At 72.8% G+C, this 23,655-nt stretch carries 23 protein-coding genes; 18 read left to right on the top strand and 5 right to left on the bottom strand.

Features of this window, described 5'->3' with window-relative positions; all coding sequences use genetic code 11:
• Positions 1-12: 12 nt before the first annotated feature.
• From ssuE to ACIRO3_RS27755, 5 genes are all read left to right on the top strand, one after another.
• Positions 13-570, top strand: a complete 558-nt coding sequence (gene ssuE, locus ACIRO3_RS27775; protein WP_366150071.1) for an NADPH-dependent FMN reductase — start codon at positions 13-15, stop codon at positions 568-570.
• Positions 571-597: 27 nt separating this feature from the next.
• Entirely contained in the window at positions 598-1,629 is a 1,032-nt protein-coding gene (locus tag ACIRO3_RS27770; protein ID WP_361774806.1) for an ABC transporter substrate-binding protein, read from the top strand.
• A gap of 9 nt (positions 1,630-1,638) precedes the next feature.
• A complete protein-coding gene (locus ACIRO3_RS27765) occupies positions 1,639-2,469 on the top strand; it encodes an ABC transporter ATP-binding protein (protein WP_366150073.1) in 831 nt (276 codons plus the stop codon).
• Positions 2,466-3,497, top strand: a complete 1,032-nt coding sequence (locus tag ACIRO3_RS27760; RefSeq protein ID WP_404141371.1) for an ABC transporter permease — start codon at positions 2,466-2,468, stop codon at positions 3,495-3,497. The genes ACIRO3_RS27765 and ACIRO3_RS27760 overlap by 4 nt, the downstream gene beginning before the upstream one ends.
• A gap of 106 nt (positions 3,498-3,603) precedes the next feature.
• Positions 3,604-4,935 (top strand): LLM class flavin-dependent oxidoreductase, encoded by a 1,332-nt coding sequence (locus tag ACIRO3_RS27755; protein ID WP_404141369.1) that lies wholly within the window; start codon positions 3,604-3,606, stop codon positions 4,933-4,935.
• A gap of 51 nt (positions 4,936-4,986) precedes the next feature.
• Here ACIRO3_RS27755 and ACIRO3_RS27750 read toward each other — a convergent pair whose 3' ends face one another.
• Together ACIRO3_RS27750 and ACIRO3_RS27745 are read right to left on the bottom strand one after the other, a co-directional pair.
• Complete coding sequence (locus ACIRO3_RS27750; protein ID WP_404141367.1) at positions 4,987-5,376, bottom strand: zinc-binding dehydrogenase; 390 nt, start codon at positions 5,374-5,376, stop codon at positions 4,987-4,989.
• 99 nt (positions 5,377-5,475) lie between these two features.
• A complete protein-coding gene (locus ACIRO3_RS27745; RefSeq protein ID WP_404141365.1) occupies positions 5,476-6,201 on the bottom strand; it encodes a DUF2470 domain-containing protein in 726 nt (241 codons plus the stop codon).
• 226 nt (positions 6,202-6,427) lie between these two features.
• On the opposite strand from ACIRO3_RS27745, the gene ACIRO3_RS27740 reads away from it, so the two are divergent.
• The 4 genes from ACIRO3_RS27740 (at position 6,428) to ACIRO3_RS27725 (ending at position 9,101) form a co-directional block, all read left to right on the top strand.
• On the top strand, positions 6,428-6,823 hold the full coding sequence (locus ACIRO3_RS27740) for a cell division protein SepF (protein WP_053684615.1): 396 nt from the start codon (positions 6,428-6,430) through the stop codon (positions 6,821-6,823).
• Positions 6,824-6,889: 66 nt separating this feature from the next.
• Entirely contained in the window at positions 6,890-8,125 is a 1,236-nt protein-coding gene (locus ACIRO3_RS27735; RefSeq protein ID WP_404141364.1) for an ATP-binding protein, read from the top strand.
• Entirely contained in the window at positions 8,122-8,493 is a 372-nt protein-coding gene (locus ACIRO3_RS27730; RefSeq protein ID WP_404141362.1) for a nucleotide pyrophosphohydrolase, read from the top strand. The genes ACIRO3_RS27735 and ACIRO3_RS27730 overlap by 4 nt, the downstream gene beginning before the upstream one ends.
• A gap of 122 nt (positions 8,494-8,615) precedes the next feature.
• Complete coding sequence (locus ACIRO3_RS27725; protein WP_361774781.1) at positions 8,616-9,101, top strand: DUF6099 family protein; 486 nt, start codon at positions 8,616-8,618, stop codon at positions 9,099-9,101.
• Positions 9,102-9,139: 38 nt separating this feature from the next.
• Here the strand turns inward: ACIRO3_RS27725 and ACIRO3_RS27720 are convergent, their stop codons facing one another.
• On the bottom strand, positions 9,140-9,442 hold the full coding sequence (locus ACIRO3_RS27720; protein ID WP_404141360.1) for a hypothetical protein: 303 nt from the start codon (positions 9,440-9,442) through the stop codon (positions 9,140-9,142).
• A 200-nt stretch (positions 9,443-9,642) separates the two neighbouring features.
• Between ACIRO3_RS27720 and ACIRO3_RS27715 the strand changes: the two genes are divergently transcribed.
• Both ACIRO3_RS27715 and mmuM read left to right on the top strand, forming a co-directional pair.
• Positions 9,643-10,566 carry an LLM class F420-dependent oxidoreductase gene (locus tag ACIRO3_RS27715; protein WP_404141358.1) on the top strand — a complete coding sequence of 308 codons (924 nt, stop codon included), beginning with the start codon at positions 9,643-9,645 and terminating at the stop codon, positions 10,564-10,566.
• A gap of 14 nt (positions 10,567-10,580) precedes the next feature.
• On the top strand, positions 10,581-11,504 hold the full coding sequence (gene mmuM / locus ACIRO3_RS27710; RefSeq protein WP_404141356.1) for a homocysteine S-methyltransferase: 924 nt from the start codon (positions 10,581-10,583) through the stop codon (positions 11,502-11,504).
• Between the two features lie 24 nt (positions 11,505-11,528).
• Here the strand turns inward: mmuM and ACIRO3_RS27705 are convergent, their stop codons facing one another.
• Positions 11,529-12,425 (bottom strand): excalibur calcium-binding domain-containing protein, encoded by an 897-nt coding sequence (locus ACIRO3_RS27705; RefSeq protein ID WP_404141354.1) that lies wholly within the window; start codon positions 12,423-12,425, stop codon positions 11,529-11,531.
• A gap of 174 nt (positions 12,426-12,599) precedes the next feature.
• Between ACIRO3_RS27705 and ACIRO3_RS27700 the strand changes: the two genes are divergently transcribed.
• The 5 genes from ACIRO3_RS27700 (at position 12,600) to argF (ending at position 19,840) form a co-directional block, all read left to right on the top strand.
• Complete coding sequence (locus tag ACIRO3_RS27700) at positions 12,600-14,138, top strand: 3' terminal RNA ribose 2'-O-methyltransferase Hen1 (RefSeq protein WP_404141352.1); 1,539 nt, start codon at positions 12,600-12,602, stop codon at positions 14,136-14,138.
• The gene (locus ACIRO3_RS27695) at positions 14,135-16,723 is read left to right on the top strand and encodes a polynucleotide kinase-phosphatase (RefSeq protein WP_404141350.1); all 2,589 of its coding nucleotides are present in this window, start codon (positions 14,135-14,137) and stop codon (positions 16,721-16,723) included. Before ACIRO3_RS27700 ends, ACIRO3_RS27695 begins: the two co-directional genes overlap by 4 nt.
• 170 nt (positions 16,724-16,893) lie before the next feature.
• Complete coding sequence (locus ACIRO3_RS27690; RefSeq protein ID WP_404141348.1) at positions 16,894-17,397, top strand: hypothetical protein; 504 nt, start codon at positions 16,894-16,896, stop codon at positions 17,395-17,397.
• 76 nt (positions 17,398-17,473) lie between these two features.
• Positions 17,474-18,700, top strand: a complete 1,227-nt coding sequence (locus tag ACIRO3_RS27685; RefSeq protein ID WP_404141346.1) for an arginine deiminase — start codon at positions 17,474-17,476, stop codon at positions 18,698-18,700.
• A 117-nt stretch (positions 18,701-18,817) separates the two neighbouring features.
• On the top strand, positions 18,818-19,840 hold the full coding sequence (argF, locus tag ACIRO3_RS27680) for an ornithine carbamoyltransferase (RefSeq protein WP_404141344.1): 1,023 nt from the start codon (positions 18,818-18,820) through the stop codon (positions 19,838-19,840).
• Positions 19,841-19,929: 89 nt separating this feature from the next.
• Here argF and ACIRO3_RS27675 read toward each other — a convergent pair whose 3' ends face one another.
• A complete protein-coding gene (locus ACIRO3_RS27675; RefSeq protein WP_366150084.1) occupies positions 19,930-20,367 on the bottom strand; it encodes an ATP-binding protein in 438 nt (145 codons plus the stop codon).
• A 192-nt stretch (positions 20,368-20,559) separates the two neighbouring features.
• Between ACIRO3_RS27675 and ACIRO3_RS27670 the strand changes: the two genes are divergently transcribed.
• On the top strand, positions 20,560-21,387 hold the full coding sequence (locus tag ACIRO3_RS27670) for an enoyl-CoA hydratase family protein (RefSeq protein WP_361774751.1): 828 nt from the start codon (positions 20,560-20,562) through the stop codon (positions 21,385-21,387).
• A 5-nt stretch (positions 21,388-21,392) separates the two neighbouring features.
• Complete coding sequence (locus ACIRO3_RS27665) at positions 21,393-23,651, top strand: bifunctional salicylyl-CoA 5-hydroxylase/oxidoreductase (protein WP_404141342.1); 2,259 nt, start codon at positions 21,393-21,395, stop codon at positions 23,649-23,651.
• The last annotated feature ends 4 nt before the right edge of the window (positions 23,652-23,655 follow it).

The following is a 23,655-nucleotide window of genomic DNA, read 5'->3' as shown; positions in this document are numbered from 1 at the left end:
AAGGAGAGCCCCGTGCCCAAGCTGCTCGCCATCACCGGCAGCCCCTCCGTCCACTCCCGTACCGCCGTGGTCGTCGACCAGGTGTTGCGCCGCCTGTCCCACTCCGGATACGAGACCGCGCACCTGGCCGTCCGGGAACTCCCCGCCGCCGACCTGCTCTCCGCCCGCCGCGGCGAGCCCGAGATCCGCCGCGCGGTGGAGGCCGTGGCCGAGGCGGACGGCCTCGTCATCGCCACCCCGATCTACAAGGCCTCGTACACCGGCCTGCTCAAGGCCTTCCTCGACCTGCTCCCGCAGGACGGCCTGGCCGGCAAGACGGTCCTGCCGATCGCCACCGGCGGCAGCCTCGCCCACGTCCTGACCATCGACTACGCCCTGCGCCCGGTCCTCTCCGCGCTCGGCGCCCGGCACGTCACCGCCGGCCGGTTCGTCCTGGACTCCTCCGTCGAGCGCGGGGAGGGGCCGGACCGGCTCCGGCCCGAGGCGGAACTGGACCTGTACCAGGCCGTCGACGAGTTCGCCGACGCGCTGCGCATCGCCCCCGCGGGCGCCCTCACCACCGCTCACTGACCCCGTACGCACCGACAAGGACCCGTCATGCCCGCAGCCTTCACCACGTCCCCCACCTCCCGGCGCCAGTTCCTCACCCTGCTCGGCATCTCGGCGGCCGCGGTGAGCTGCGGCACGGCCACCGCCACCGGCGGCTCCGGCAAGCAGGTCACGTCCCTCAAGTACCAGGGCTCGGTGGGCGCGGTCACGCTTGCCGAACTGGCGGCCGATCTCGGCTACCTGGGGAACCTCACCCTGGACTGGGTCGGAAACACCATCAGCGGACCCCAGGACATCCAGTCCGCGGCCACCGGCCAGACCCACTTCGGCGGCGCCTTCAACGGCGCGATCGTCAAACTCGCCGCGAGCAAGGCCCAGATCCAGGCCGTCATCTCCTACTACGGCTCCGACAAGGACACCTACCTCGGGTACTACGTCCTGGAGGACAGCCCGATCCGGTCCGCCCGCGACCTGATCGGCAAGAAGGTCGGCATGAACACCCTGGGTGCCCACGCGCAGGCCCTGCTCGACATCTACCTGGAGCGCAACGGCCTCTCCAAGGCCGACGCGGGCAAGGTCGAGTCCCTCGTCGTGCCGCCCGTCAACACCGAACAGGCCCTGCGCCAGAAGCAGATCGAGGTCGGCGTCCTCAGCGGGGTGCTGCGCGACAAGGCTCTCGCGGCGGGGGGGATACGCCCGCTGTTCAAGGACTTCGAACTGTTGGGGGCGTTCAGCGCCGGCAGCTACGTGATGACCCGGCGCTTCATCAAGGAGAACCCCGACACCGTCCGGACGTTCACCACCGGCGTCGGCAAGGCCATCGAGTGGTCGCGCACCACCCCGCGCGAACAGGTCATCGCCCGGCTGACCGACATCGTGAAGAAGCGCGGCCGCAACGAGGACACCTCGACCCTGCGCTACTGGCGCTCCTACGGGGTCGCCGAACCGGGCGGGCGGATCGCCGACAAGGAGTTCCAGCTCTGGATCGACTGGCTCGGCGAGCGCGGCGAGATCAAGAAGGGGCAGCTCAAGGCCGCCGACCTCTACACCAACGAGTTCAACGGGCACGGGAAGGGCTGACCGACTGCCATGGCGAAGATCGTGTTCGACTCCGTGACGAAGACCTTCCCGACGAAGGACAGGAAGAACAGGAGGAACAGGCAGGAGTTCACCGCGCTCGACGGCATCGACCTGGAGATCGAGGCGGGGGAGTTCGTGGTCGTCGTCGGTCCCAGCGGTTGCGGCAAGTCCACTCTGCTCGACCTCCTCGGCGGCCTGACCCGTCCCTCCTCCGGCCGGATCCTGCTCGACGGCGAACCCGTCACCGGCCCCGGGCTCGACCGGGGCATCGTCTTCCAGCAGTACGCGCTGCTGCCCTGGCGCACCGCACTGGGCAACATCGAGTTCGGCCTGGAGGCCACCGGCGTGCCCCGCCGCCAACGGACCGACAGGGCCAGGGAGTTCCTGGACCTCGTCGGGCTCACCGGCTTCGAGGACCGCCACCCCCACGAACTGTCCGGGGGCATGCGCCAGCGGGTCGCCATCGCCCGCTCGCTCGCCTACGACCCCGACGTACTGCTGATGGACGAGCCCTTCGCGGCCCTGGACGCGCAGACCCGCGAATCCCTCCAGGACGAGCTGCGGCGCATCTGGCAGCGCACCGGCAAGACGATCGTGTTCATCACCCACGGCATCGAGGAGGCCGTGTACCTCGGGCAGAAGGTCGCCGTGATCACCTCGCGCCCCGGCCGCGTCAAGGAGGTCGTCCCCGTCGACCTCGGCGACCGGGCCACCGGCGCCACGGGCGAGGACCTGCGCTCCAGCCCGGAGTTCGCCCGTCATCGCCACGAGATCTGGACCCTGCTCCACGACGAGGTGGCCCGCGCTCAGCAACTGGAGAAGGAGGAGGCCGCCGTATGACCACCGGAACCGACATCACCGCCGCCGCCCTGGCCGGCCTGGCACCCCCGCCCGAGACCGAGGACACGGCACGCCCCACGGGACAGTCGCCGGCGACCTCCGGGTCACCCGCGAACCCGCCCGCGCCCGCCGGGGGATCGACCGCGCCCGCCGCGAGCCCGACCGCGCCCGCCGGGGGACCGGCCGCCGCGGCGCCGGCCGCCCGTACGGAGCCGGTGGCGGCGAAGGCACCCGTACGCGGTCCGGGGCGCCGCCTGCTCGCCGCCGTCGGGCGCGGGCTGAGCGCCGCCGTGCTGCGCTCGGCGGCCGTCCTCGCCCTGCTCGCCCTCTGGGAGACGGCGCCCCGGCTCGGCCTGGTCGACGCCACGTTCCTGCCGCCCGTCAGCGAGGTCGCCACGGCCTGGTGGGAACTGCTGGGGGACGGGCAGCTCGCCGAACACACCGGGGCCAGTCTCGTCCGCTCCTTCGGCGGCTTCGGCATCGCGGTCGTGATCGCGGTACCGCTCGGCCTGCTCATCGGCTGGTACCGGCCGGTCGCGGCGCTGCTCGGGCCACTGTTGGAGGTCTTCCGCAACACGGCGGCGCTGGCGCTGCTGCCGGTGTTCGTTCTGTTGCTGGGCATCGGGGAGACCTCGAAGGTGTCCATCGTGGTCTACGCGTGCCTGTGGCCGATCCTGCTCAACACCATCAGCGCGGTCGGCAACGCCGATCCGACCCTGGTGAAGCTGGCCCGGTCGATGGACCTTTCCACACCGAGGCTCTTCCAGAAGGTGATCCTGCCGTCGTCCGTACCGGCGATCTTCACCGGGATCCGGCTGGCGGGGGCGGTGTCGATCCTCGTCCTCGTGGCCGCGGAGATGATCGGCGCCAAGGCGGGACTGGGCTACCTGATCAACGCCTCGCAGTTCAACTTCGCGATCCCCCAGATGTACGCGGGCATCGTCACGATCTCCGCGATCGGGCTGGCGTTCAACCAGCTCCTCGTCACGATCGAACGCCGCCTGAGCCTGTGGCGCGTCCCCGCCTGACACCGCCGCCCCGCCGGGCCGCGCGGGGCCGCCGCCCCGCGCGGCCCGCACGCCCTTCCCACCCCGGCGGTGCCCCGCGCGCGCCGACCCGACCCGAGGAACAGACATGACCGCTCCGCGCACCCTCCACCTCAACGCCTTCCTCATGAACGCCGGGCACCACGACGCCGCCTGGCGACACCCGGACAGCAGCCCCGAACGCGTCACCGACCTGCGCTACTTCCAGGAGCTGGCGCGCACCGCCGAACGCGGACGGCTCGACTCGATCTTCTTCGCCGACGGCCTGGCCCTGTGGGGCAAGGCCCGCTACAACGCCCTCGGCGGCTTCGAGCCGCTGACCCTGCTCTCGGCCATCGCCGCCGTCACCGAGCACATCGGGCTCATCGCGACCGTCTCCACGACCTTCAACGAGCCGTTCCACACGGCCCGCAAGTTCGCCTCGCTCGACCACATCAGCAACGGTCGCGCCGGTTGGAACATCGTCACCTCGGGCACCGTCGACGAGGCCCGCAACTTCAACCAGGACGAGCACCTGGCCCACAACCTGCGCTACGACCGGGCCCGCGAGTTCCTGGACGTCGCCGGCAAGCTCTGGGACAGCTGGGAGGACGACGCGATCGTCCTCGACAAGGAGCGCGGCGTCTACGCGGACACCGACAAGCTGCACCCGGCCGCCCACCGGGGCGAGTACTTCGGTGTCGCCGGCCCGCTCAACGTGCCCCGTTCGCCCCAGGGGCACCCGCTCCTCGTCCAGGCCGGTTCCTCCGAGGACGGCAAGGAGTTCGCCGCGCAGTACGCCGAGGCGGTCTTCACCGCGCAGCAGACCCTCACGGACGGCCAGACCTTCTACAAGGACCTCAAGTCCCGGCTGGCCCGGTACGGCCGCGCCGAGAGCGACCTGCTCGTCCTGCCCGGCATCGCCCCCGTCATCGGTTCCACCGAGGCCGAGGCCAAGGCCCTGGAACAGCAGCTCACCGACCTCCAGGTCCCCGAGTACGGGCTGGCCCAGCTCTCCGGGATGCTCGGTGTCGACCTCTCCGACCACCCCCTGGACGGCCCGCTGCCCGAACTGCCGGAGGAGCGGGACATCAACGGCAACAAGAGCCGGTTCACGCTCGTCGCCGAACTCGCCCGCCGTGACGGGCTGACCCTGCGCCAGTTGATCGCCCGGCTGGGCGCGGGTCGCGGTCACCGGGTCTACGCCGGCACGCCCGAGCAGATCGCCGACCAGCTCCAGGAGTGGTTCACGCAGGGCGCCGCGGACGGCTTCAACATCATGGCGCCGGTGCTGCCGACGGGCCTGACCGCGTTCGTCGACCACGTCGTGCCGATCCTCCAGCAGCGCGGCCTCTTCCGTACGGAGTACACCGGCACCACCCTCCGCGAGAACTACGGCCTGGCCCGCCCGACCAACCGTCACCTCACGCCGAGCGCGTGAACGACCGCGCCGCCCGGGTCCGACGCCCGGGCGGCGTGCCCGTCGCCGTCGTCACACGGTCAGGACGATCTTGCCGCGGGTCCTGCCGGAGGCGCTCAGCTCCCATGCCCGCGCGGCCTCGTCCCACGGCAGGGCGTGCGCCACCTCGACCGTCAGCCGGCCGGTGTCGGCCGGCTCGGCCAGGAAGGTGAGGTCGGCGGTGCCGGGGCGTACCCACGGCTGGTGCGCGCCCTTGGCGGATCTGTACGCCGAGCGAGCCGGTGCCGCCCCGCCGCGGAGTGGATGACGACGGTCTCGCCCGCCCGGGCCCCCACCCGCAGGAGCGACTGGTAGGCGCCGAGGCCGGCCGGCGGGATGCCCGCGGCCTGCTCGAAGGTCAGCGAGTGGGGCTTGCGGGCGAGGGTGCGCACGGGTGCGGACACGAGTTCCGTTCCAGTCCACCGGGTCGACCCCGGCGGCCTTGACCCGGACCAGGACCTCGCCCGGTCCGACCGAGCCGGGGGCCGTCCCGGTCGGCGCCCCCTGGGTTCCGGTGGGGTCTCACGCGGGCAGTGTGTTGCGGTGCGAGCGCCGCCGGGCCGCGCTCAGCAGGGCCTGGATCTGCGCCCCCGACTGTTCGACGTCGTCCAGGGGGGAGGGGAAGGGCAGCCGCACGTCACGGTGACCGCTCGCCTCCTCCAGCCGCAGGGTGATCCCGTACCGGTCCAGCGCCAGCGGCAGCGCGCGCACGACGGAGGCCGTCGGCGCCGGACGGACCAGCCGCAGCAGCAGGGTGACCAACTCGGGGTGGTCGTCGAGCAGATGGGTGAGCATGCCGGCCTCGTACGGGGCGAGCGGGTCGGGCCAGGCCCGGTCCAGCTCCTCCAGCCCGATGTACGAGGTGCCCTCGGCCGTCTCCAGGATCGCCCGGCCGTACTCCACGCAGGTGCTCTCGGCGCCGTTCCCGGTGTACGGGGTGAGCAGGTGCCCGACGACGGTGACCCGGGCGCGCACCCGGTCCCGTACGGGGGTCGGGGCGATGTCGGTGAACTCCAGCCGGATGGCCGGCCGGTCCTCGTCGAGGGCGGCGTCCAGGTGGCCCGCGGCGGGGGCGGCGGGGTGCAGGTGCAGCCGACCGAGCAGGTCTTCGCCCTCCATCTGGTGGACCTCGCTGCGCAGTCCGTCCGTGACCACGGTCATGGAGTGGGCGGCGGCCAGGATCGACCGGACCCGCTCGGCGGCGGTGGGCGCGGGGACGGGCGTGGCAGGGGCACCGGACATGCGCATGCGGATCTCTCCATCGTCCGAAGGTTAGGTATGCCTAACCTAACCCATTGTCCTCCCGGGGAGTACCCCGCGCCCCGGTCGACCCGAAGGCTCGGCGATGTGTTCGGGTGAAGATCCGGGTCCCGCGACGGCGCGACCCGACACCCGCCGTGTCGGTGTTGGGCTGAACGGGTGAAACGCGAGAGGATGGCCCGATGCACATGAAGCGCACGGCCGAGGCGGCCCGGTGAGCAGGTACGACGTCACGGACGAACAGTGGGAGGGACTCGCGCAGGTGGTCCCCCTGCGCAGTCGCAACGAGTGGCCCTCCCGGGTGGACCACCGCACGATCCCCACGGCCCCCGGGGCGTCCGCGGCGGAACAGCGGCGCTTCGTCGTGATCCGGGTCCAGATCTTCGCGGACGCGCGGGAGGTGGCGGAGTATCTGATCGCGCAGATCCCGGTGCTGTTGGACCTCACGGGCGCCGACACCGAGGTGGCCAAGCGGATCCTGGACTTCAGCAGCGGCGTGGTCTTCGGACTGGGCAGCGGGATGCACCGGGTCGACCGGAACGTCTTCCTGCTCGCGCCGGTCGGCACCGAGGTCGAGGGCATCGCCGCGGCGGCCGTCCCCCGATCGTAGGAAGGTCCGCGCGACGGAACGGTTCGCCGGTACCGACCGGTCACCGGCGGCCGTACCGTCCGGCGCATGGAAGCCACTGCGGGCACAGGGTTGGCCGAGGCCCCCGCCGTCGACGCCCCCGTATCCGAAGCCCTCGCTCACGACACCCCCGGGGACCCCGCCCCGGCGCGACCCGTCGCGCACCAGCGTCCCGCCGTCACCGAGTTGCGGCTGTCCGCCTTCGGCCGGCACCGCGCGGCCGTCTTCCCGCTCGGCCCCGTCACCCTGTTCGCCGGACCCAGCGGCAGCGGCAAGTCCCAGGCCCTGGGCGCCTACGAGGCGCTGGCCGGCCTCGCCTCCGGGGCCACGCTGGAGACGGTGTTCCCGGACCCCTCGGCCCGGGTGCCCGAACGGGCCGTGCCCGACGCGCAGCGCCGGCGCGGATTCCGGATCGGCTGCACCGTCGACGGCCCCGCCGGACCGGTCCGGCTCGACCTCGCCGTCCAGGCCGAACCCACGCTGCGCGTCGTCGGCGAACGCCTCGTGCAGGACGGGCAGATCCTGCTCAGCACCGCCCTGCGCGACCCCGGCCGACGCTCCGTGCAGGCGGGCTGGCTGACCGGCGGCTCCGTCGGCGTGACCCGCGCCCCGCTGCCGGACGACCGCCTCGGAACCGCCCTGCTGCCGCTGCGCGTCGCCGGCTCCACGGCCGGACAGCGGCGCGTGCTGAGCGCCGCCGAGCAGGTGGTTGTCGCCCTGCGCTCGGTGTTCCCCTGCGACCCCCGCCCCGAGCGGATGCGGGCGGCCGTGGCGCCCGGGGCCGGTCGGCTCGCCGGCGACTGCGCGAACCTGGCCGACGTCCTGCGCCGCACCCGTGACGAATGCGGCACCCGCCACGCCCTCCTGACCGAGGCGGCGCGCACCGGCTGCGCGGGGCCGGTGGCCGCACTGGCCGTACGGGACCTGGCCGACGGATCCGTCGCGGCGCTGCTGGACCGGGGCCCCGGCCGGCCCGGCACCGGCCTGGACCGCCTCGGCTCGGGCGAGTTGCGCTTCCTCGCCCTGGCGCTCGTCCTGCTGACCGGACCCGGGGTGCTGGCCATGGAGCCGGCCGCCGAACTGCTGTCCGCGCGGCAGGCCCTGACCGTCCTCGCCGACGACTTCGACCGCGGGTTGGACCGGCGCCAGGGCGCCGAACTGCTGCGGCTCGCCCAACTCTGCTGCGCGCGCGGTCAGGTCAGGCTGGTGGCCGCCGTCGGGGAGGGATGCGCGGGAACCGCGCGCGGACTTCCCGGCGTCTCGGTGGTAGACCTGGCCCCATGAGCGACACACAGCCCCCGGAAGAGCGCCTGTACCTGCTGCAGCGCAGACTCGCCGACTTCGCCGCGGCCCGCGACTGGGCCCCCTACCACACACCCAAGAACCTGGCCGTGGCCCTGAGCGTGGAGGCGTCCGAACTGGTCGAGATCTTCCAGTGGTTGACGCCGGAGCAGTCGGCGCGGGTCATGGAGGAGCCGGAAAGCGCGCACCGGGTGGCCGATGAGGTGGCCGACGTGCTCGCGTATCTGCTGCAATTCTGTGAGGTCCTCGGGGTGGATGTGCTGGACGCGCTCGCGGCGAAGATCGAGAGGAACGAGCTCCGCTTCCCGGCGCCGGGCGGTTCGAGCCAGAACCGTCACTCTTCGGAGTGATGGCGTTGTCCACAACCATGTTTGTGTCCATAGATTTCCGAATACCCCTGGCTTTACTGGCTCCTTGCCTTCACTCTGGGTAGTGGAGAACGGTGGGATGTCGTGCGGACGGGGGACGGCATATGGATGCGGTACGGCTCATCGCGGCCGGCCGGCACGCGCTGGCACAGAGTGGGGCTGCGTGGGACATCGTGGGCGAGGCCTGGCAGGCCCAGGCGCTCGCGCAGGGGATAGGGAGCTGGCTGGCGGTCACCGGGCCGCCGGAGCTGAGAGCGGAGGCACGGGGACTGGGAGAAGCGGGAGGCAGAGGCTGCGGAGTGCTCGACCGCGCGGCACTGCGGGGTGAGGGCAGCGCGCCCGAGCTGCCGCCGAGAGCGGCACAACTGGCCGGGGTGGCCGATGTCCGGCAGGCACTGCTGGGGCTTCAGGCACTGCTCGGCGAAGTCGGCATAGCACTGGTCGGGGTGGCCTGCGGGACGGACGACGAGGGTCTGTACTGGCAGTGCATCGAGTCCATCGACGCGGCCGACGAGTCGAGCGACCGGGTGCGGGCGATACTGCGCAAGATATCCGTCCGTGAACGGGGCTCCGCCTCGGGCGTCTCCTGAGCGGGGACGTTCCGGCGGTGACGGGACCCGCTCGGTCGCTACGACCGGTACGAGGCGCCGTGGTTCTCGGTGGCCCGGCCGCCCGGGCCGGCGGACGCGCCGCAACCGTCGGGGCCTGTGGCGACATCGCGGTGGTCGCCGTGGTCGGACCCGGTGCGCTGCGGAGCGCACTGGAGGTCGGCGTCGAGGCGGGACAGGTCGGCGTTCAGCGCGGCCATCAGCTCCTCCATCTGCTGGAGCAGACCCTTCGGCGCCCCGGACTCCTGGCGGGCGGAATCGGGCGCGGCCTGTCCGATCCGGAGTGTCTGTCGGGGGGTCTCCGGCACGGCCTCATGGGTCATGGCGTCCTCCTCGGCTCTGGCCCTTCCGCGGGGGCAGGAGCGGCGGTCGCGCCGGGCGCGAGGCCGGCGGCGCGCGGGCCGGGGGTCCGGCTCCGTCCGAGCCAACGATCCCCATCGGGGCCGGTCACTGGCGGGACCGGGGTGGACCGTCCGGCTGACGGAGATTCACCCGGGTGGGGTGGGAGGGGCAGGATAGGAGCATGGACCTCCGAATTTTCACCGAGCCCCAGCAGGGCGCGAGCTACGAGACCCTGCTGACCGTCGCCAAGGCCACCGAGGACCTCGGGTTCGACGCGTTCTTCCGTTCCGACCACTACCTGCGGATGGGGTCGGCCGACGGCCTGCCCGGCCCCACCGACGCCTGGATCACCCTCGCCGGCCTGGCCCGGGAGACCAAACGGATCCGGCTGGGCACCCTGATGACGGCCGGTACCTTCCGGCTGCCCGGGGTCCTCGCCATCCAGGTGGCCCAGGTCGACCAGATGTCCGGCGGCCGCGTCGAACTCGGGCTGGGTGCAGGCTGGTTCGAGGACGAGCACAAGGCGTACGGGATCCCCTTCCCGGCGGAGCGGATGGCCCGGCTGGAGGAGCAGCTGGCCATCGTCACCGGCCTGTGGGCCACCGCCCCCGGCGCCACCTTCGACTACCGGGGGACCCACTACCAGCTGGAGAAGTCCCCGGCCCTGCCCAAGCCGGCCCAGGCCAAGGTGCCCGTCCTCATCGGCGGACACGGAGCGAAGCGCACACCGCGTCTCGCGGCCCGGTACGCGGACGAGTTCAACATGCCGTTCGCGTCGATCGCCGACAGCGAGCGGCAGTTCGGCCGGGTCCGGGCCGCCGCCGAGGAGGCGGGGCGAAAGCCCGGCGAACTCGTCTACTCCAACGCGCTCGTGGTCTGCGTGGGCAGGGACGACGCGGAAGTGGCGCGCCGGGCCGCGGCGATCGGCCGCGAGGTGGACGAGCTCAAGGCCAACGGTCTGGCCGGTTCCCCGGCCGAGGTGGTCGAGAAGATCGGTACGTACGGGGCGATCGGCGCCTCCCGGGTCTACCTCCAGCTGCTCGACCTCGACGACCTGGACCACTTGGAGCTGATCTCCGCCCAGGTACTGTCCCAGCTCGGCTGAGGGAGGCGGATCCGATGCCCCGTGCCCGTCGCCCGCTCGCGGAAGCCCTGCTCGACACGGCCGTGCTCGACACGGCCGTGCTCCTGGACGGCGGGCTGAGCAACCAACTCGCCGCCCAGGGCCTCGACCTGTCCGGCGGTCTCTGGACGGGCCGGGTGCTCGCCGAGCGGCCGGACCTGATCCGGGCCGCCCACACGGCCTACGTCCGGGCCGGCGCCGAGGTGCTGATCACCGCGAGCTACCAGGTCGGGTACGAGGCCTTCGCCGCCCGGGGGTACGGGCGGGAGCGGACCACGGCCCTGCTGGGCCGCAGCGTGCGGTTGGCCGCCGAGGCCGCCGAGGCCGCCGAGCAGGACGTCTGGGTGGCCGCGAGCGTCGGCCCGTACGGTGCGGTGCTCGCGGACGGCTCCGAGTACCGGGGGCGCTACGGCCTGGAGGTGCGCGAACTGGTCGACTTCCACCGGCCCCGCATCGAGGCGCTGTTGGCGGCGGAACCCGACGTGTTGGCCCTGGAGACCGTCCCGGACGCCGTCGAGGCCGAGGCGCTGCTCACGGTCGTGGCGCAGACGGGCGCCCCCGCCTGGCTGAGCTACACGGTGGCCGACGGCCGGACCCGGGCCGGGCAGTCCCTTGCCGAGGCCTTCGCCCCGGCCGCCGGGGCTCCCGGGGTCATCGCGGTCGGGGTCAACTGCTGCGACCCGCGGGACGTCCTCCCGTCCCTGCGGGTCGCGGCCGAGGTCACCGGGAAACCGCTCGTGGCCTACCCGAACGACGGCTCCGTGTGGCGGGCCGAAACCGGCACCTGGCAGGCCCCGGCCAGACCGGCCCCCTGGCCGGTGGAGGACTGGCGCGCCGCGGGCGCCCGACTCGTCGGCGGCTGTTGCCGGGTCGGCCCGGCCGAGATCGCGGCCCTGGCCGGGCGGCTGCGGGACGGTTAGCCGGCCCGGCGGGCCCCCGGGCGGCTACTCGCAGGCGATGCCGTCGCCGTCCCGGTCGAGGTGACTTCCGTAGCCGGGGTCGCCCCGCCGGATGGGGGCGGCGCCGGCCGCCCGCACGGCGGCGCAGTTCCGGTAGGAGACGCTCGCGCCGCCGGTCGAGGAGGCGGATCCGTCCCCGGTCGAGGAGCCGCCGGTCGTGGACGAGGATCCACCACCGGTCGAGGACGAGCCGCCGCCGGTGCCGGACGAGCCGCCGCCGCTCGTCGAGGAGCCCGAACTCGACGTGGAGCCGGAGCCCGTGCCGTTCGCGTCGTCGTCGGTTTCGGTGGGGGTCGGCTTCGGTTTCGGCTTCGGGCGGAGCGTGGCTCCGACCGATGCCGGGCAGGCGGTGCCCGGCGCGACGAGGTGGACGTCGGCGCCGGCCGTGTTCGCGCCGAGTCGAGTGCCCGCGCCCAGGCTCTGGAAGCAGACGAGCCAGGTCGTGTGGTTCGCGGGGAGGGGGACGTCCGCGTACGCGCTACGAGCGGTCAACTCGCCCTTGACCAGGGCCTCGACCGCCTTCTCCGCCTCGGCGAACGGCTTGCCGACGACCGCCGGCATCACGGGCTCCGCGCTCGGGGTGGGCGTGGGGCTCGGGCTCGCCGTCGAGGTGGGGGAGGGGGAGGCCGTGGCGGTCGCGGCCGCCGCCGGCTTCGCGTCGTCGACGGGCTCCTTCGGCGGGTCCGACAGCATCACGATCAGGAACCACACCCCGGACAGGACGGTGGCGACGATCTTCTGTGTCCGGCTCCACCGGCTCGTCCAGGCCAGTGCGATGCCGGCCGGGGGCAGCAGGACCAGGGCGGTGATGATCAGCGCGGGGTGCTGCCACCACCGTCTGACGGGGTGGGCGGGCGCGTAGGCGTGGGGTGGTGGGTACACGGGTCTCCCGGGAAGCGCGTGGGTCGAATGGCGTTCAAAGTAGCGAGAATGCCAAAACGTGCCGGCCGGTGTACGGGGAATGAGACGGAAAGCGGGCCGAGCGGGGGGAGAGGGCGCCTCCCCCGACCGGAATTCCGTAGTCCGGGGGGCCGCGATCCACCGATACTCGACCGCATGTTCCTGACGATCTCCACTACCGGTACCGCCGCACGTCCCGCCACCGACCTGGGCTTTCTGCTGCACAAGCATCCCGGGAAGGCTCAGGCGTTCTCCACCTCCCACGGCACCGCGCACGTGTTCTACCCCGCGGCGTCCGACGAGGTGTGCACGGCGGCGCTGCTGCTGGAAGTGGACCCCGTCGCGCTCGTGCGCCGCGGGCAGGGCAAGGGGCGCGGCGGAGCGCCGGACGCGGCCCTCGCGCAGTACGTCAACGACCGTCCGTACGCCGCGTCCTCGCTGCTGGCCGTCGCGCTGAGCGGGGTCTTCGGCATCGCCCTCAAGGGGCGGTGCGTGGCCCGCCCGGAGCTGCCGGAGCAGGCCCGCCCGCTGCGGATCGAGATCCCAGCGCTGCCCGCCCGGGGTGGGGAGGAGCTGGTGCGCCGACTGTTCGGCCCGCTGGGGTGGGAGTCCGTCGGCGTGACGCCCGTACCGCTCGACGAACGGTTCCCCGAGTGGGGCGACTCCCGGTACGTGCGGCTCGTGCTGGAGGGTGAGCTGCGCCTGGCGGACGCGTTGCGTCAGCTGTACGTCCTGCTGCCCGTGCTGGACGACGCCAAGCACTACTGGGTGGCGCCCGACGAGGTGGACAAGCTGCTGCGCGCCGGCGACGGCTGGCTGGCCGGCCACCCCGAGAACGGGCTCATCACCGCCCGCTACCTCGCCCGCCACAAGCGGCTCACCCAGGACGCCCTGGAACGCCTGGAGCTGCTGCGCCTCGCCGAGGTGGACGGCAGCGAGGTCGAGGAGATCGACAACGCCGTGGACGAGACGAAGGACACCGAGGAGCGCCCGGTCCCGCTCGCGGTGCGGCGCCGCGAGGCGATCCTCGGCGCGCTGCGCGCCGCCGGCGCGGCCCGCGTCCTCGACCTGGGCTGCGGTCAGGGGCAGTTGCTGCAGGCCCTGCTCAAGGACGTGTCGTTCACGGAGGTCGTCGGGGTGGACGTGTCGATGCGGGCCCTCGGCACCGCCGTCAAGCGGCTGCGACCCGAGCGGATGGGGGAGCGGCAGAGTTCCCGCCTCACCCTCATCCAGGGCTCCCTGGCGTACACCGACAAGCGGCTGGCGGGCTATGACGCGGCCGTCCTCAGCGAGGTCATCGAGCACGTGGACCTGCCCCGGCTGCCCGCGCTGGAGTACGCGGTGTTCGGCTCGGCCCGCCCGCGTACGGTCCTGGTGACCACCCCGAACGTCGAGTACAACGTCCGTTGGGAATCCCTGCCCGCCGGACACGTCCGGCACGGCGACCACCGCTTCGAGTGGACCCGGGCGGAGTTCCGGGCCTGGGCGGACCGGGTCGCCGGGCGCCACGGCTACCGCGTATCCCACGTGCCCGTCGGGGACGAGGACCCGGAGGTCGGAGCGCCGACCCAGCTGGCCGTCTTCACCCGCGCGGACGGCGCCGCCGCCGAGGCCCCGCACGGCCGCACCCCCGGCCACACCCTCACCGACGCCGACACCGACACCGACACCCCGAAGGAGGGCGAGGCGGCATGAGCACCGAACACGGCACCACCACCGCCGCCGAAGACGGCGCCACCACCGACCGGGGGCGCGTGCTCCCCGTCACCGACCTGTCCCTCGTCGTGCTCATCGGCGCCACCGGATCGGGCAAGTCCACCTTCGCCCGTCGGCACTTCAAGCCGACCGAGGTCCTCTCCTCCGACTTCTGCCGGGGCCTGGTCGCCGACGACGAGAACGACCAGAGCGCGAGCAAGGACGCCTTCGACGTCCTGCACCACATCGCCGGCAAACGGCTCGCCGCGGGGCGCCTCACCGTCATCGACGCGACCAGCGTGCAGCAGGAGTCCCGCCGGCAGCTGGTCAGGCTGGCCCGCGAACACGACGTCCTGCCCATCGCCATCGTCCTCGACATGCCCGAGGCGGTCTGCGCGGAACGCAACGCCACCCGCCCCGACCGGGCCGGCATGCCGCGCCAGGTCATCCAGCGGCACCGGAGCGAACTGCGCCGCTCGCTGCGCGGACTGGAGCGCGAGGGGTTCCGCAAGGTGCACGTCCTGCGCACCGTCGAGGAGGTCGAGACGGCCGAGGTGGTGTTGGAGAAGCGCTTCAACGACCTCACCCACCTCACCGGCCCCTTCGACATCATCGGAGACATCCACGGCTGCGCGTCCGAGCTGGAGACCCTGCTCGCCAAGCTCGGCTACGAGGACGGCGTCCACCCCGAGGGCCGCACCGCCGTCTTCGTCGGCGACCTCGTCGACCGGGGCCCGGACAGCCCCGGCGTCCTGCGCCGCGTGATGGGCATGGTCGGCTCGGGCAACGCCCTGTGCGTACCGGGGAACCACGAGAACAAGCTGGGCCGCCACCTCAAGGGGGCCGACGTGCGACGCACCCACGGCCTGGCCGAGACCATCGAGCAGCTCGCCCGCGAGCCGGAGGAGTTCGTCCGGGAGGTACGGACGTTCATCGCCGGCCTGGTCAGCCACTACGTGCTCGACGGCGGCAGGCTGGTGGTCTGCCACGCCGGCCTTCCCGAGAAGTACCACGGTCGCACTTCCGGCCGGGTCCGTTCGCACGCCCTGTACGGCGAGACCACCGGCGAGACCGACGAGTTCGGCCTGCCCGTGCGCCACCCGTGGGCGGAGGACTACCGGGGCAAGGCCGTCGTCGTCTACGGCCACACTCCGGTGCCGAACACGGCCTGGATCAACAACACCATCTGCCTCGACACCGGCGCGGTCTTCGGCGGGAAGATGACCGCCCTGCGCTGGCCCGAGCGCGAACTGGTCGACGTACCGGCCGAGAAGGTCTGGTACGAGCCGGTCAAGCCGCTCGTCGCCGAGACGCCGGGCGGACACGACGGACGCCCGCTCGACCTGAACGACGTCCACGGCCGCCGGATCGTCGAGACCCGCCACCTGGGCAACGTCACCGTGCGCGAGGAGAACGCGGCGGCGGCCCTGGAGGTCATGAGCCGCTTCGCGGTGGACCCGCGGCTGCTCCCGTACCTGCCGCCCACGATGGCGCCCACGGCCACCTCGCGGGTGGAGGGCTACCTGGAACACCCCGCCGAGGCCTTCGAGCAGTACCGCGAGGACGGCGTCGAGCGGGTGGTGTGCGAGGAGAAGCACATGGGCTCCCGCGCCACCGTCCTGGTGTGCCGGGACGCCGCCGCCGCGCGCGAGCGGTTCGGGGTGGACGGTCCCACGGGCTCCGTCCACACCCGCACCGGGCGGCCCTTCTTCCAGGACCTCGAGGTCACCGAGGAGGTGCTCACCCGGATCCGCCGGGCGGTCACCGACGCCGGGACGTGGGAGGAACTCGACACCGACTGGCTGCTCCTCGACGGGGAACTGCTGCCCTGGTCGCTGAAGTCAACGGGGCTGCTGCGCAACCAGTACGCCGCCGTGGGCGCCGCCTCCCGCGCGGTGTTCCCCGACGCCCTCGCCGCCCTGGACGCGGCCGGGGCGCGGGGGGTGGACACCGCCGCGCTGGCCGCCCGTCAGCGCGACCGGGCCGGCGACGCGGCCCTGTTCACCGACGCCTACCGGCGCTACTGCTGGAGCACCGACGGGCTGGACGGCGTACGGTTCGCGCCGTTCCAGGTACTGGCGGCCGCCGGCCGCTCGCTGGCCGCGGTGCCGCACGACGAGCAGTTGGCCCTGCTGGACCGGCTCGTCGCCGCCGACGAGGCGGCCGGCACCGGGCTGTTGCGCCGCACCGGGCGGATCCTGGTCGACACCGGCGACGAGGCCTCCGTGCGGGCGGGCACCGACTGGTGGCTGGAACTCACCGCCGCCGGCGGCGAGGGGATGGTCGTCAAACCGCTCACGGCGTACGCCCGGGACGGCAAGGGGCGCCTGGCCCAGCCGGGGGTGAAGGTGCGCGGGCGCGAGTACCTGCGGATCATCTACGGTCCGGAGTACACGCGCCCGGACCACCTGGAGCGGCTGCGCGGACGGTTCCTCGGCCACAAGCGCTCGCTCGCCCTGCGCGAGTACGCCCTGGGGTTGGAGGCGCTGGACCGGCTGGCGGCCGGGGAACCGTTGTGGCGGGTGCACGAGGCGGTGTTCGCCGTCCTCGCGTTGGAGTCGGAGCCGGTCGACCCGCGGCTGTGAGCCCGTGCGGGCCGAGCCGCCCGCACGGCGCGTAAAGCAAGGGCCCCCGTACGGCCTCGAATTAGGTCGTATGGGGGAACTTTCGCGGAGAACTCCGGGAAAACCACCGGCGGGATCGTTCATCCAGGGCAGCGGAACGTCCGCGACCCCGAAAGGACGGAACCCCACCTATGAAGATGACCGCGCGCGGAAGCATTGCGGCGCTCATGACCTGTCTGGCGGCGGCCGGCGCGACCACCCCGGCCCTGGCCGACGCGGTACCCGTCGCCGTCCCGCTTGAGGCCGTCGAGACCACGCTGGGCGTGGACACCCCGCGTGTGGCCACCGGAGTTCCGGTGCCGGTCGTCGGCGCCCCCGAGGCCCCGCGCCACCACTCGGGAGACCTGCTTCCGACCCCACTGCTCCCGGTGGTCCCGATCGGCACCGACCTCGGCCACACCCTCGTCACCTCCCCGGTGCCGAACCTGGCGGGCAGCCCCGAGACGGACGGCGAGGGTTCGGTGGAGGCCCCTTCGACCACCTTGCACACCAAGAGCCCCGGTGCGGTGATCGGCGCCCCGCTGAGCATGCCGGACGGGAGCAACTACGGGATCCCGCGCCTGACCACCCCGAAGCTGGGTCTGACCGGCCCCGAGCTCACCGGTGCCCCGGCGGCACTTCTCGGCCTGCGCTGAGGGCTTCTCGGCCCGCCCCGAGGCCGCTGGGCCGACGCCAGTTCAAAAGGCCGCCCGTTCTGGGAATGTGTACGGCATGGGATTCCACGTCGACTCCGAGACCGGGCGGCTTCGCCGCGTCATCCTCCACCGGCCCGACCTGGAGCTGAAGAGGCTCACACCAAGCAACAAGGACGCCCTGCTCTTCGACGACGTCCTGTGGGTGCGGCGCGCCCGCCAGGAACACGACGGTTTCGCGGACGTGTTGCGCGACCGGGGCGTCGCCGTGCACCTCTTCGGCGACCTGCTCCGGGAGGCCCTCGACATCCCGGAGGCGAGACACCTCGTCCTCGACCGGGTCTTCGACGAGAAGGAGTACGGGCCGCTGGCCACCGACCACCTGCGGTCGGTCTTCGACGGGCTGTCCGCGCACGCGCTCGCCGAGGCGCTGGTCGGCGGGATGACCAAGCGGGAGTTCCTGGAGGCGCACGCCGAGCCGGTGTCGGTCCGCTTCCACGCCATGGAACTGGACGACTTCCTGCTGGGGCCGCTGCCCAACCACCTGTTCACCCGCGACACCTCCGCCTGGATCTACGACGGGGTGTCCATCAACGCCATGCGCTGGCCGGCCCGGCAGCGCGAGACCGTCCACTTCGAGGCGATCTACAAGCACCACCCGCTCTTCACCTCCTGCGGCGCCTTCCACTACTGGTCGCAGGGGCAGGCCGACTACCCCTCGACGATCGAGGGCGGCGACGTCCTGGTCATCGGCAACGGCGCCGTGCTGATCGGGATGAGCGAGCGCACCACCCCGCAGGCCGTGGAGATGCTGGCCCGCGGACTGTTCGCGGCCGGGTCGGCGACCACCATCGTGGCGCTGGACATGCCCAAGCGGCGGGCCTTCATGCACCTGGACACGGTGATGACGATGGTGGCCGCAGATACGTTCACTCAGTACGCGGGACTGGGCATGCTGCGCTCCTACACGATCGAGCCGGGATCCGAGGCGAGCGAGCTCAAGGTGACCGACCACCCGCCGGAGCACATGCACCGGGCCATCGCGGCCGCGCTCGGACTGGACTCGATCAAGGTGCTGACCGCCACCCAGGACGTGCACTCGGCGGAGCGGGAGCAGTGGGACGACGGCTGCAACGTGCTGGCGGTGGAGCCGGGGGTGGTGGTCGCGTACGAGCGCAACGTCACCACCAACACCCATCTGCGCCGGGAGGGCATCGAGGTCATCGAGATCCCGGGCAGCGAACTCGGACGGGGGCGGGGCGGGCCGCGCTGCATGAGCTGTCCCGTGGAGCGGGACCCGGTCTGACGTCGGCCGGAGGGCGGCGGTGGGCGGTGACCACACCCGGGAATGGGGCTGTATATCAATGCGGAGGATCGTATAGACTTCCAGCATTCCCTGTCAGTGTCACCCTGGAGTGTCCCCATGGCCACCGATCTCGTCGGCCGCAGTTTCCTCAAGGAGCTCGACTTCACCGCCGCCGAGTTCCGCGGCCTGATCGCGCTCGCCGCCGACCTCAAGGCCGCCAAGCGGGCCGGGACCGAGCGGCGCCGGCTCCAGGGGCGCAACATCGCGCTGATCTTCGAGAAGACCTCCACCCGCACCCGCTGCGCCTTCGAGGTCGCCGCCGCCGACCAGGGCGCCCACACCACCTACCTGGACCCCACCGGGTCCCAGATGGGGCACAAGGAGTCCGTCAAGGACACCGCCCGGGTGCTCGGCCGGATGTTCGACGGGATCGAGTACCGGGGCGACAGCCAGGAGATCGTCGAGGAGCTCGCCGCGCACTCCGGCGTGCCCGTCTTCAACGGCCTCACCGACGACTGGCACCCCACCCAGATGCTGGCCGACGCGCTCACCATGACCGAGCACTGCGCCAAGCCGTTGGAGCGGATCGCCTTCGCCTACCTCGGCGACGCCCGCTTCAACATGGGCAACTCCTACCTGGTGACCGGCGCGCTGCTGGGCATGGACGTGCGGATCGTCGCGCCCCGCGCCTACTGGCCCGCCGAGTCCGTGGTGGCCGCGGCCCGCGACCTCGCGACGCGCAGCGGCGCCCGGATCACCCTCACCGAGGAGATCGCCGAGGGCGTGGCGCAGGCCGATTTCGTCGTCACCGACATCTGGGTGTCCATGGGCGAGCCCAAGGAGGTCTGGGACGAGCGGATCGCGGCCCTGGCCCCGTACGCCGTGACGATGGACGTGCTGCGCGCCACCGGCAACCCGGACGTGCGGTTCCTGCACTGCCTGCCGGCCTTCCACGACCTCGGGACCGCGGTGGCGCGGGAGATCCACGAGCGGCACGGGCTGGAGTCCCTGGAGGTGACGGACGAGGTGTTCGAGTCCGAGCGCTCGCTGGTCTTCGACCAGGCCGAGAACCGCCTGCACACCATCAAGGCCGTGCTGGTGGCGACGCTGGGCAAGCCCGGAGCGGATCTCTCCGCATAGTCATGCGGGTCGCGGGTCGCGGGTCGCGGTCGCGGCCGCGTCGGGGTTCGCCGGTAGCCGGTCGTGTGGGTGCGGTGTGCGCCGCCTCGTCACGCGTGCCGGCGGGCGGGCAGCGTGAACCACACCGCCTTGCCCCGCGCGGTGGGCCGGTGGCCACAGGCGGAACTCAGCGTCCGGATCAGCAGCAACCCCCGGCCGTGCTCCTGCCAGGGGTCGGGGTGCGCGTCGTCCCGCCGGGTCACGAGATCGCCGGGCGGTCGCGGGTCGCCGTCGTGCACCTCGACCTGGCAGCCGTTCGCCAGCAGCTCCACGACCAGTTCGATCGGGGTCCGGCCCGCGGTGTGCTCGACGGCGTTGGCGACCAGCTCGGCGGTCAGGAGTTCCGCGGTGTCGCTGTCGGCGGACGGTTCGACGTCGGCGAGGGCGGTACGGACCAGGGCGCGGGCGATCGGAACGGCGGCGGCCGTGTGCGGCAGGGCGATCCGCCAGGCGGATGGGTCGGGCAAGGCGGGGCTGTCCTTATCCATGGGGAGGCGGGCAGGTGGCAGGTAACTCCCGGTTTCAACGATACGAACCCGAAGTGTGGCCCTGTAGGGCACCCCGTCCGAAACGCGGCGGGGCCGGCGGCGGGGGCCGTCGGCGGCCGGGGCGCCGACACGCGTTTCAGATCTGTCGCGTTTCTGTGACGGGAGTCACGAGTCGGTGATACCGTCGGTCGGGTGAGCCCCTTCATCGGTTCCACACCAGCGACCGAACGGTGGCGCCACCTCCGGGTGACCCGGCAGGACGGCGTGGCCACCGTCACCCTCGACCGCCCCGAAAAGCTGAACGCGCTCACCTTCGGCGCCTACGCCGACCTGCGCGATCTGCTCGCCGAACTGTCCCGTGAGCGCTCCGTGCGCGCCCTCGTGCTGGGCGGCGAGGGGCGCGGCTTCTGCTCCGGCGGAGACGTGGACGAGATCATCGGCGCGACCCTCGCCATGGACACCGCCCAACTGCTCGACTTCAACCGGATGACCGGCCAGGTGGTCCGGGCCGTTCGCGAATGCCCGTTCCCGGTGATCGCCGCCGTCCACGGGGTGGCCGCCGGGGCCGGGGCCGTCCTCGCCCTCGCCTCCGACTTCCGCATCGCCGACCCCACCGCCCGCTTCGCCTTCCTCTTCACCCGCGTCGGCCTCTCCGGCGGCGACATGGGCGCCGCCTACCTGTTGCCCCGGGTCGTCGGCCTCGGCCACGCCACCCGGCTGCTGATGCTCGGAGAACCCGTACGGGCCCCCGAGGCCGAGCGGATCGGTCTGCTCAGCGAGCTCACCGAGGAGGGCAAGGCCCACGCGCGGGCCGCCGAACTCGCCGCCCACCTGGCGGCCGGCCCGGCCCTGGCCTACGCCCAGACCAAGGCGCTGCTGACCGCCGAACTCGACATGCCGCTGGCCGCCTCGGTCGAACTGGACGCCAACACCCAGGCACTCCTGATGCACGGCGGCGACTACGCGGAGTTCCACGCCGCCTTCACCGGCAAGCGCCCGCCGCAATGGAAGGGCAGGTAGCTCCCATGGCCGTCGAGAAGACCCTGCGGGTCGCCGTCGTGGGCGGGGGACCGGGCGGACTGTACGCGGCGGCGCTGCTGGCCCGGCAGGGGCATGCCGTGGAGCTCTGGGAGCGCAACGCCCCGGACGACACCTTCGGCTTCGGCGTGGTGCTCTCCGACGAGACGCTGGGCGGCATCGAACGGGCCGACGCGGTCGTCCACGCCGCCCTGAGCGAGGAGTTCGTCCGCTGGGACGACGTGGACGTCGTCCACCGCGGACGACTGCTGACCTCGGGCGGCCACGGCTTCGCCGCCCTCGGACGGCGCCGGCTGCTGGAGATCCTGCACGAACGCTGCGCCGGCCTCGGCGTTCGACTCCGCTTCCGGGCGAAGGCACCGGACGCCCGGGAACTCGCGGCCTCGCACGACCTGGTGATCGCGGCCGACGGGGTGCACAGCGCGACCCGGGAGAGCGACGCCGGACACTACGGCCCGAGCGTCACGCCCGGTCGCTGCCGGTACGTCTGGCTGGCCGCCGACTTCGCCTTCGAGTCCTTCCGGTTCGAGATCGCGGAGACCGAGCACGGGGTCATGCAACTGCACGCCTACCCCTACGCGGCCGACGCCTCCACCGTGATCATCGAGATGCGGGAGGAGGTGTGGCGGGCGGCGGGCCTGGACCTCTGCGACGAGGACGAGTCGGCGGCCCGCTGCGCCAAGATCTTCAGCGAGGCGCTGCGCGGCCGACCCCTGCGCGGCAACCGCTCGACATGGACCCGCTTCCACACCGTCGTCAACGCACGCTGGTCGCAGGGCAACGTGGCCCTCCTCGGCGACGCGGCGCACACCGCGCACTTCTCCATCGGATCCGGTACCAAACTCGCCGTCGAGGACGCGCTGGCCCTCGCGGAGGCCGTGGCGAGCGAACCGGACGTACCGGCAGCGCTGGCCGCGTACGAGGCGGCGCGCCGGCCGGCGGTGGCCAGCACCCAACGGGCCGCGGCCGCCAGCATGCGGTGGTTCGAGGACATCGCCGGATACGTCGACCAGCCCGTGCGGCAGTTCGCCTTCAACCTGCTGACCCGCAGCCGGCGGGTGACCCACGACAACCTGCGGCTGCGCGACGCGCGGTTCACCCGCGCCGTGGAACGGGACTTCGGCTGCCCGGACGAGCAGACCCCGCCGATGTTCACCCCGTTCACCCTGCGCGGACTCACCCTGCGCAACCGGGTCGTGGTCTCACCCATGGACATGTACTCGGCGCCCGACGGGACCGGCGTGCCCGGCGACTTCCACCTGGTGCACCTCGGCGCCCGCGCCCTGGGCGGCGCCGGGCTGGTCATGACCGAGATGGTGTGCGTGAGCGCCGAGGGCCGCATCACCCCCGGCTGCACCGGCCTGTACACCGCCGAACAGGCGGCCGGCTGGCGGCGGATCGCGGACTTCGTCCACACCCGGGCGTCCGGCGTCGCCCTCGGCGTCCAGCTCGGCCACTCCGGCCGCAAGGGATCCACGCGCCTGATGTGGGAGGGCATGGACGACCCGCTCCCCGAGGGCGCCTGGCCCCTGGTCGCGGCTTCCGCCCTGCCCTACCGGCCGGGGATCTCCGCGGTTCCCCGCGCCCTGGAGGTCGCGGACCTGCCGGCGATCCGCTCCGACTTCGCCGCGGCGGCCGTCCGGGCCGCCGACTGCGGCTTCGACCTGTTGGAACTGCACTGCGCGCACGGCTACCTGCTCTCCGGGTTCCTGTCCCCGCTCACCAACCACCGCACCGACGCGTACGGCGGGCCGCTGGAGAACCGGCTCCGCTTCCCGCTGGAGGTCTTCGACGCGGTCCGGGAGGTGTGGCCCGCCGACCGCCCCATGACGGTCCGGCTCTCGGCCACCGACTGGGCCCCCGGAGGCACCACGCCCGAGGACGCCGAACGGATCGCCGCCGCCTTCGTCGCCCGAGGGGCGGACGCCATCGACGTCTCGACCGGCCAGGTCGTGTCGGACGAGAGCCCGGAGTACGGGCGCTCCTACCAGACCCCCTACGCCGACCGGATCCGCAACGCCCTCGGCGTCCCCGTCATCGCCGTCGGCGCGATCTCCTCCTGGGACGACGTCAACTCGCTGCTCCTCGCGGGCCGCGCCGACCTCTGCGCGGTCGGCCGACCGCACCTGTACGACCCGCACTGGACCCTGCACGCCGCCGCCGACCAGGCGTACCGGGGCCCGGCCGCGCCCTGGCCGGCCCCCTACCGCGCCGGCAGCCGCACACCCCCGACGGGCCGGGGCTGACCCG

Origin of the sequence: Streptomyces sp. NPDC102278 (assembly GCF_044766345.1) — a bacterium.
GTDB lineage: Bacteria > Actinomycetota > Actinomycetes > Streptomycetales > Streptomycetaceae > Streptomyces.
The sequence above is the reverse complement of the archived record's forward strand: the minus strand, read 5'-3'. Positions and strand labels throughout refer to the sequence as shown.

What these genes read in the sequence shown, in the direction of transcription:
- ACIRO3_RS27720 (WP_404141360.1), bottom strand. Translation starts at nt 9,442, where the DNA reads ATGACCCATGAGGCCGTGCCGGAGACCCCCCGACAGACACTCCGGATC.
- ACIRO3_RS27685 (WP_404141346.1), top strand. Translation starts at nt 17,474, where the DNA reads ATGGGATTCCACGTCGACTCCGAGACCGGGCGGCTTCGCCGCGTCATC.
- ACIRO3_RS27770 (WP_361774806.1), top strand. Translation starts at nt 598, where the DNA reads ATGCCCGCAGCCTTCACCACGTCCCCCACCTCCCGGCGCCAGTTCCTC.
- ACIRO3_RS27730 (WP_404141362.1), top strand. Translation starts at nt 8,122, where the DNA reads ATGAGCGACACACAGCCCCCGGAAGAGCGCCTGTACCTGCTGCAGCGC.
- ACIRO3_RS27695 (WP_404141350.1), top strand. Translation starts at nt 14,135, where the DNA reads ATGAGCACCGAACACGGCACCACCACCGCCGCCGAAGACGGCGCCACC.
- argF (WP_404141344.1), top strand. Translation starts at nt 18,818, where the DNA reads ATGGCCACCGATCTCGTCGGCCGCAGTTTCCTCAAGGAGCTCGACTTC.
- ACIRO3_RS27715 (WP_404141358.1), top strand. Translation starts at nt 9,643, where the DNA reads ATGGACCTCCGAATTTTCACCGAGCCCCAGCAGGGCGCGAGCTACGAG.
- ACIRO3_RS27755 (WP_404141369.1), top strand. Translation starts at nt 3,604, where the DNA reads ATGACCGCTCCGCGCACCCTCCACCTCAACGCCTTCCTCATGAACGCC.
- ACIRO3_RS27690 (WP_404141348.1), top strand. Translation starts at nt 16,894, where the DNA reads ATGAAGATGACCGCGCGCGGAAGCATTGCGGCGCTCATGACCTGTCTG.
- ACIRO3_RS27700 (WP_404141352.1), top strand. Translation starts at nt 12,600, where the DNA reads ATGTTCCTGACGATCTCCACTACCGGTACCGCCGCACGTCCCGCCACC.
- ACIRO3_RS27760 (WP_404141371.1), top strand. Translation starts at nt 2,466, where the DNA reads ATGACCACCGGAACCGACATCACCGCCGCCGCCCTGGCCGGCCTGGCA.
- ACIRO3_RS27765 (WP_366150073.1), top strand. Translation starts at nt 1,639, where the DNA reads ATGGCGAAGATCGTGTTCGACTCCGTGACGAAGACCTTCCCGACGAAG.
- mmuM (WP_404141356.1), top strand. Translation starts at nt 10,581, where the DNA reads ATGCCCCGTGCCCGTCGCCCGCTCGCGGAAGCCCTGCTCGACACGGCC.
- ACIRO3_RS27675 (WP_366150084.1), bottom strand. Translation starts at nt 20,367, where the DNA reads ATGGATAAGGACAGCCCCGCCTTGCCCGACCCATCCGCCTGGCGGATC.
- ACIRO3_RS27745 (WP_404141365.1), bottom strand. Translation starts at nt 6,201, where the DNA reads ATGCGCATGTCCGGTGCCCCTGCCACGCCCGTCCCCGCGCCCACCGCC.
- ACIRO3_RS27725 (WP_361774781.1), top strand. Translation starts at nt 8,616, where the DNA reads ATGGATGCGGTACGGCTCATCGCGGCCGGCCGGCACGCGCTGGCACAG.
- ACIRO3_RS27665 (WP_404141342.1), top strand. Translation starts at nt 21,393, where the DNA reads ATGGCCGTCGAGAAGACCCTGCGGGTCGCCGTCGTGGGCGGGGGACCG.
- ACIRO3_RS27735 (WP_404141364.1), top strand. Translation starts at nt 6,890, where the DNA reads ATGGAAGCCACTGCGGGCACAGGGTTGGCCGAGGCCCCCGCCGTCGAC.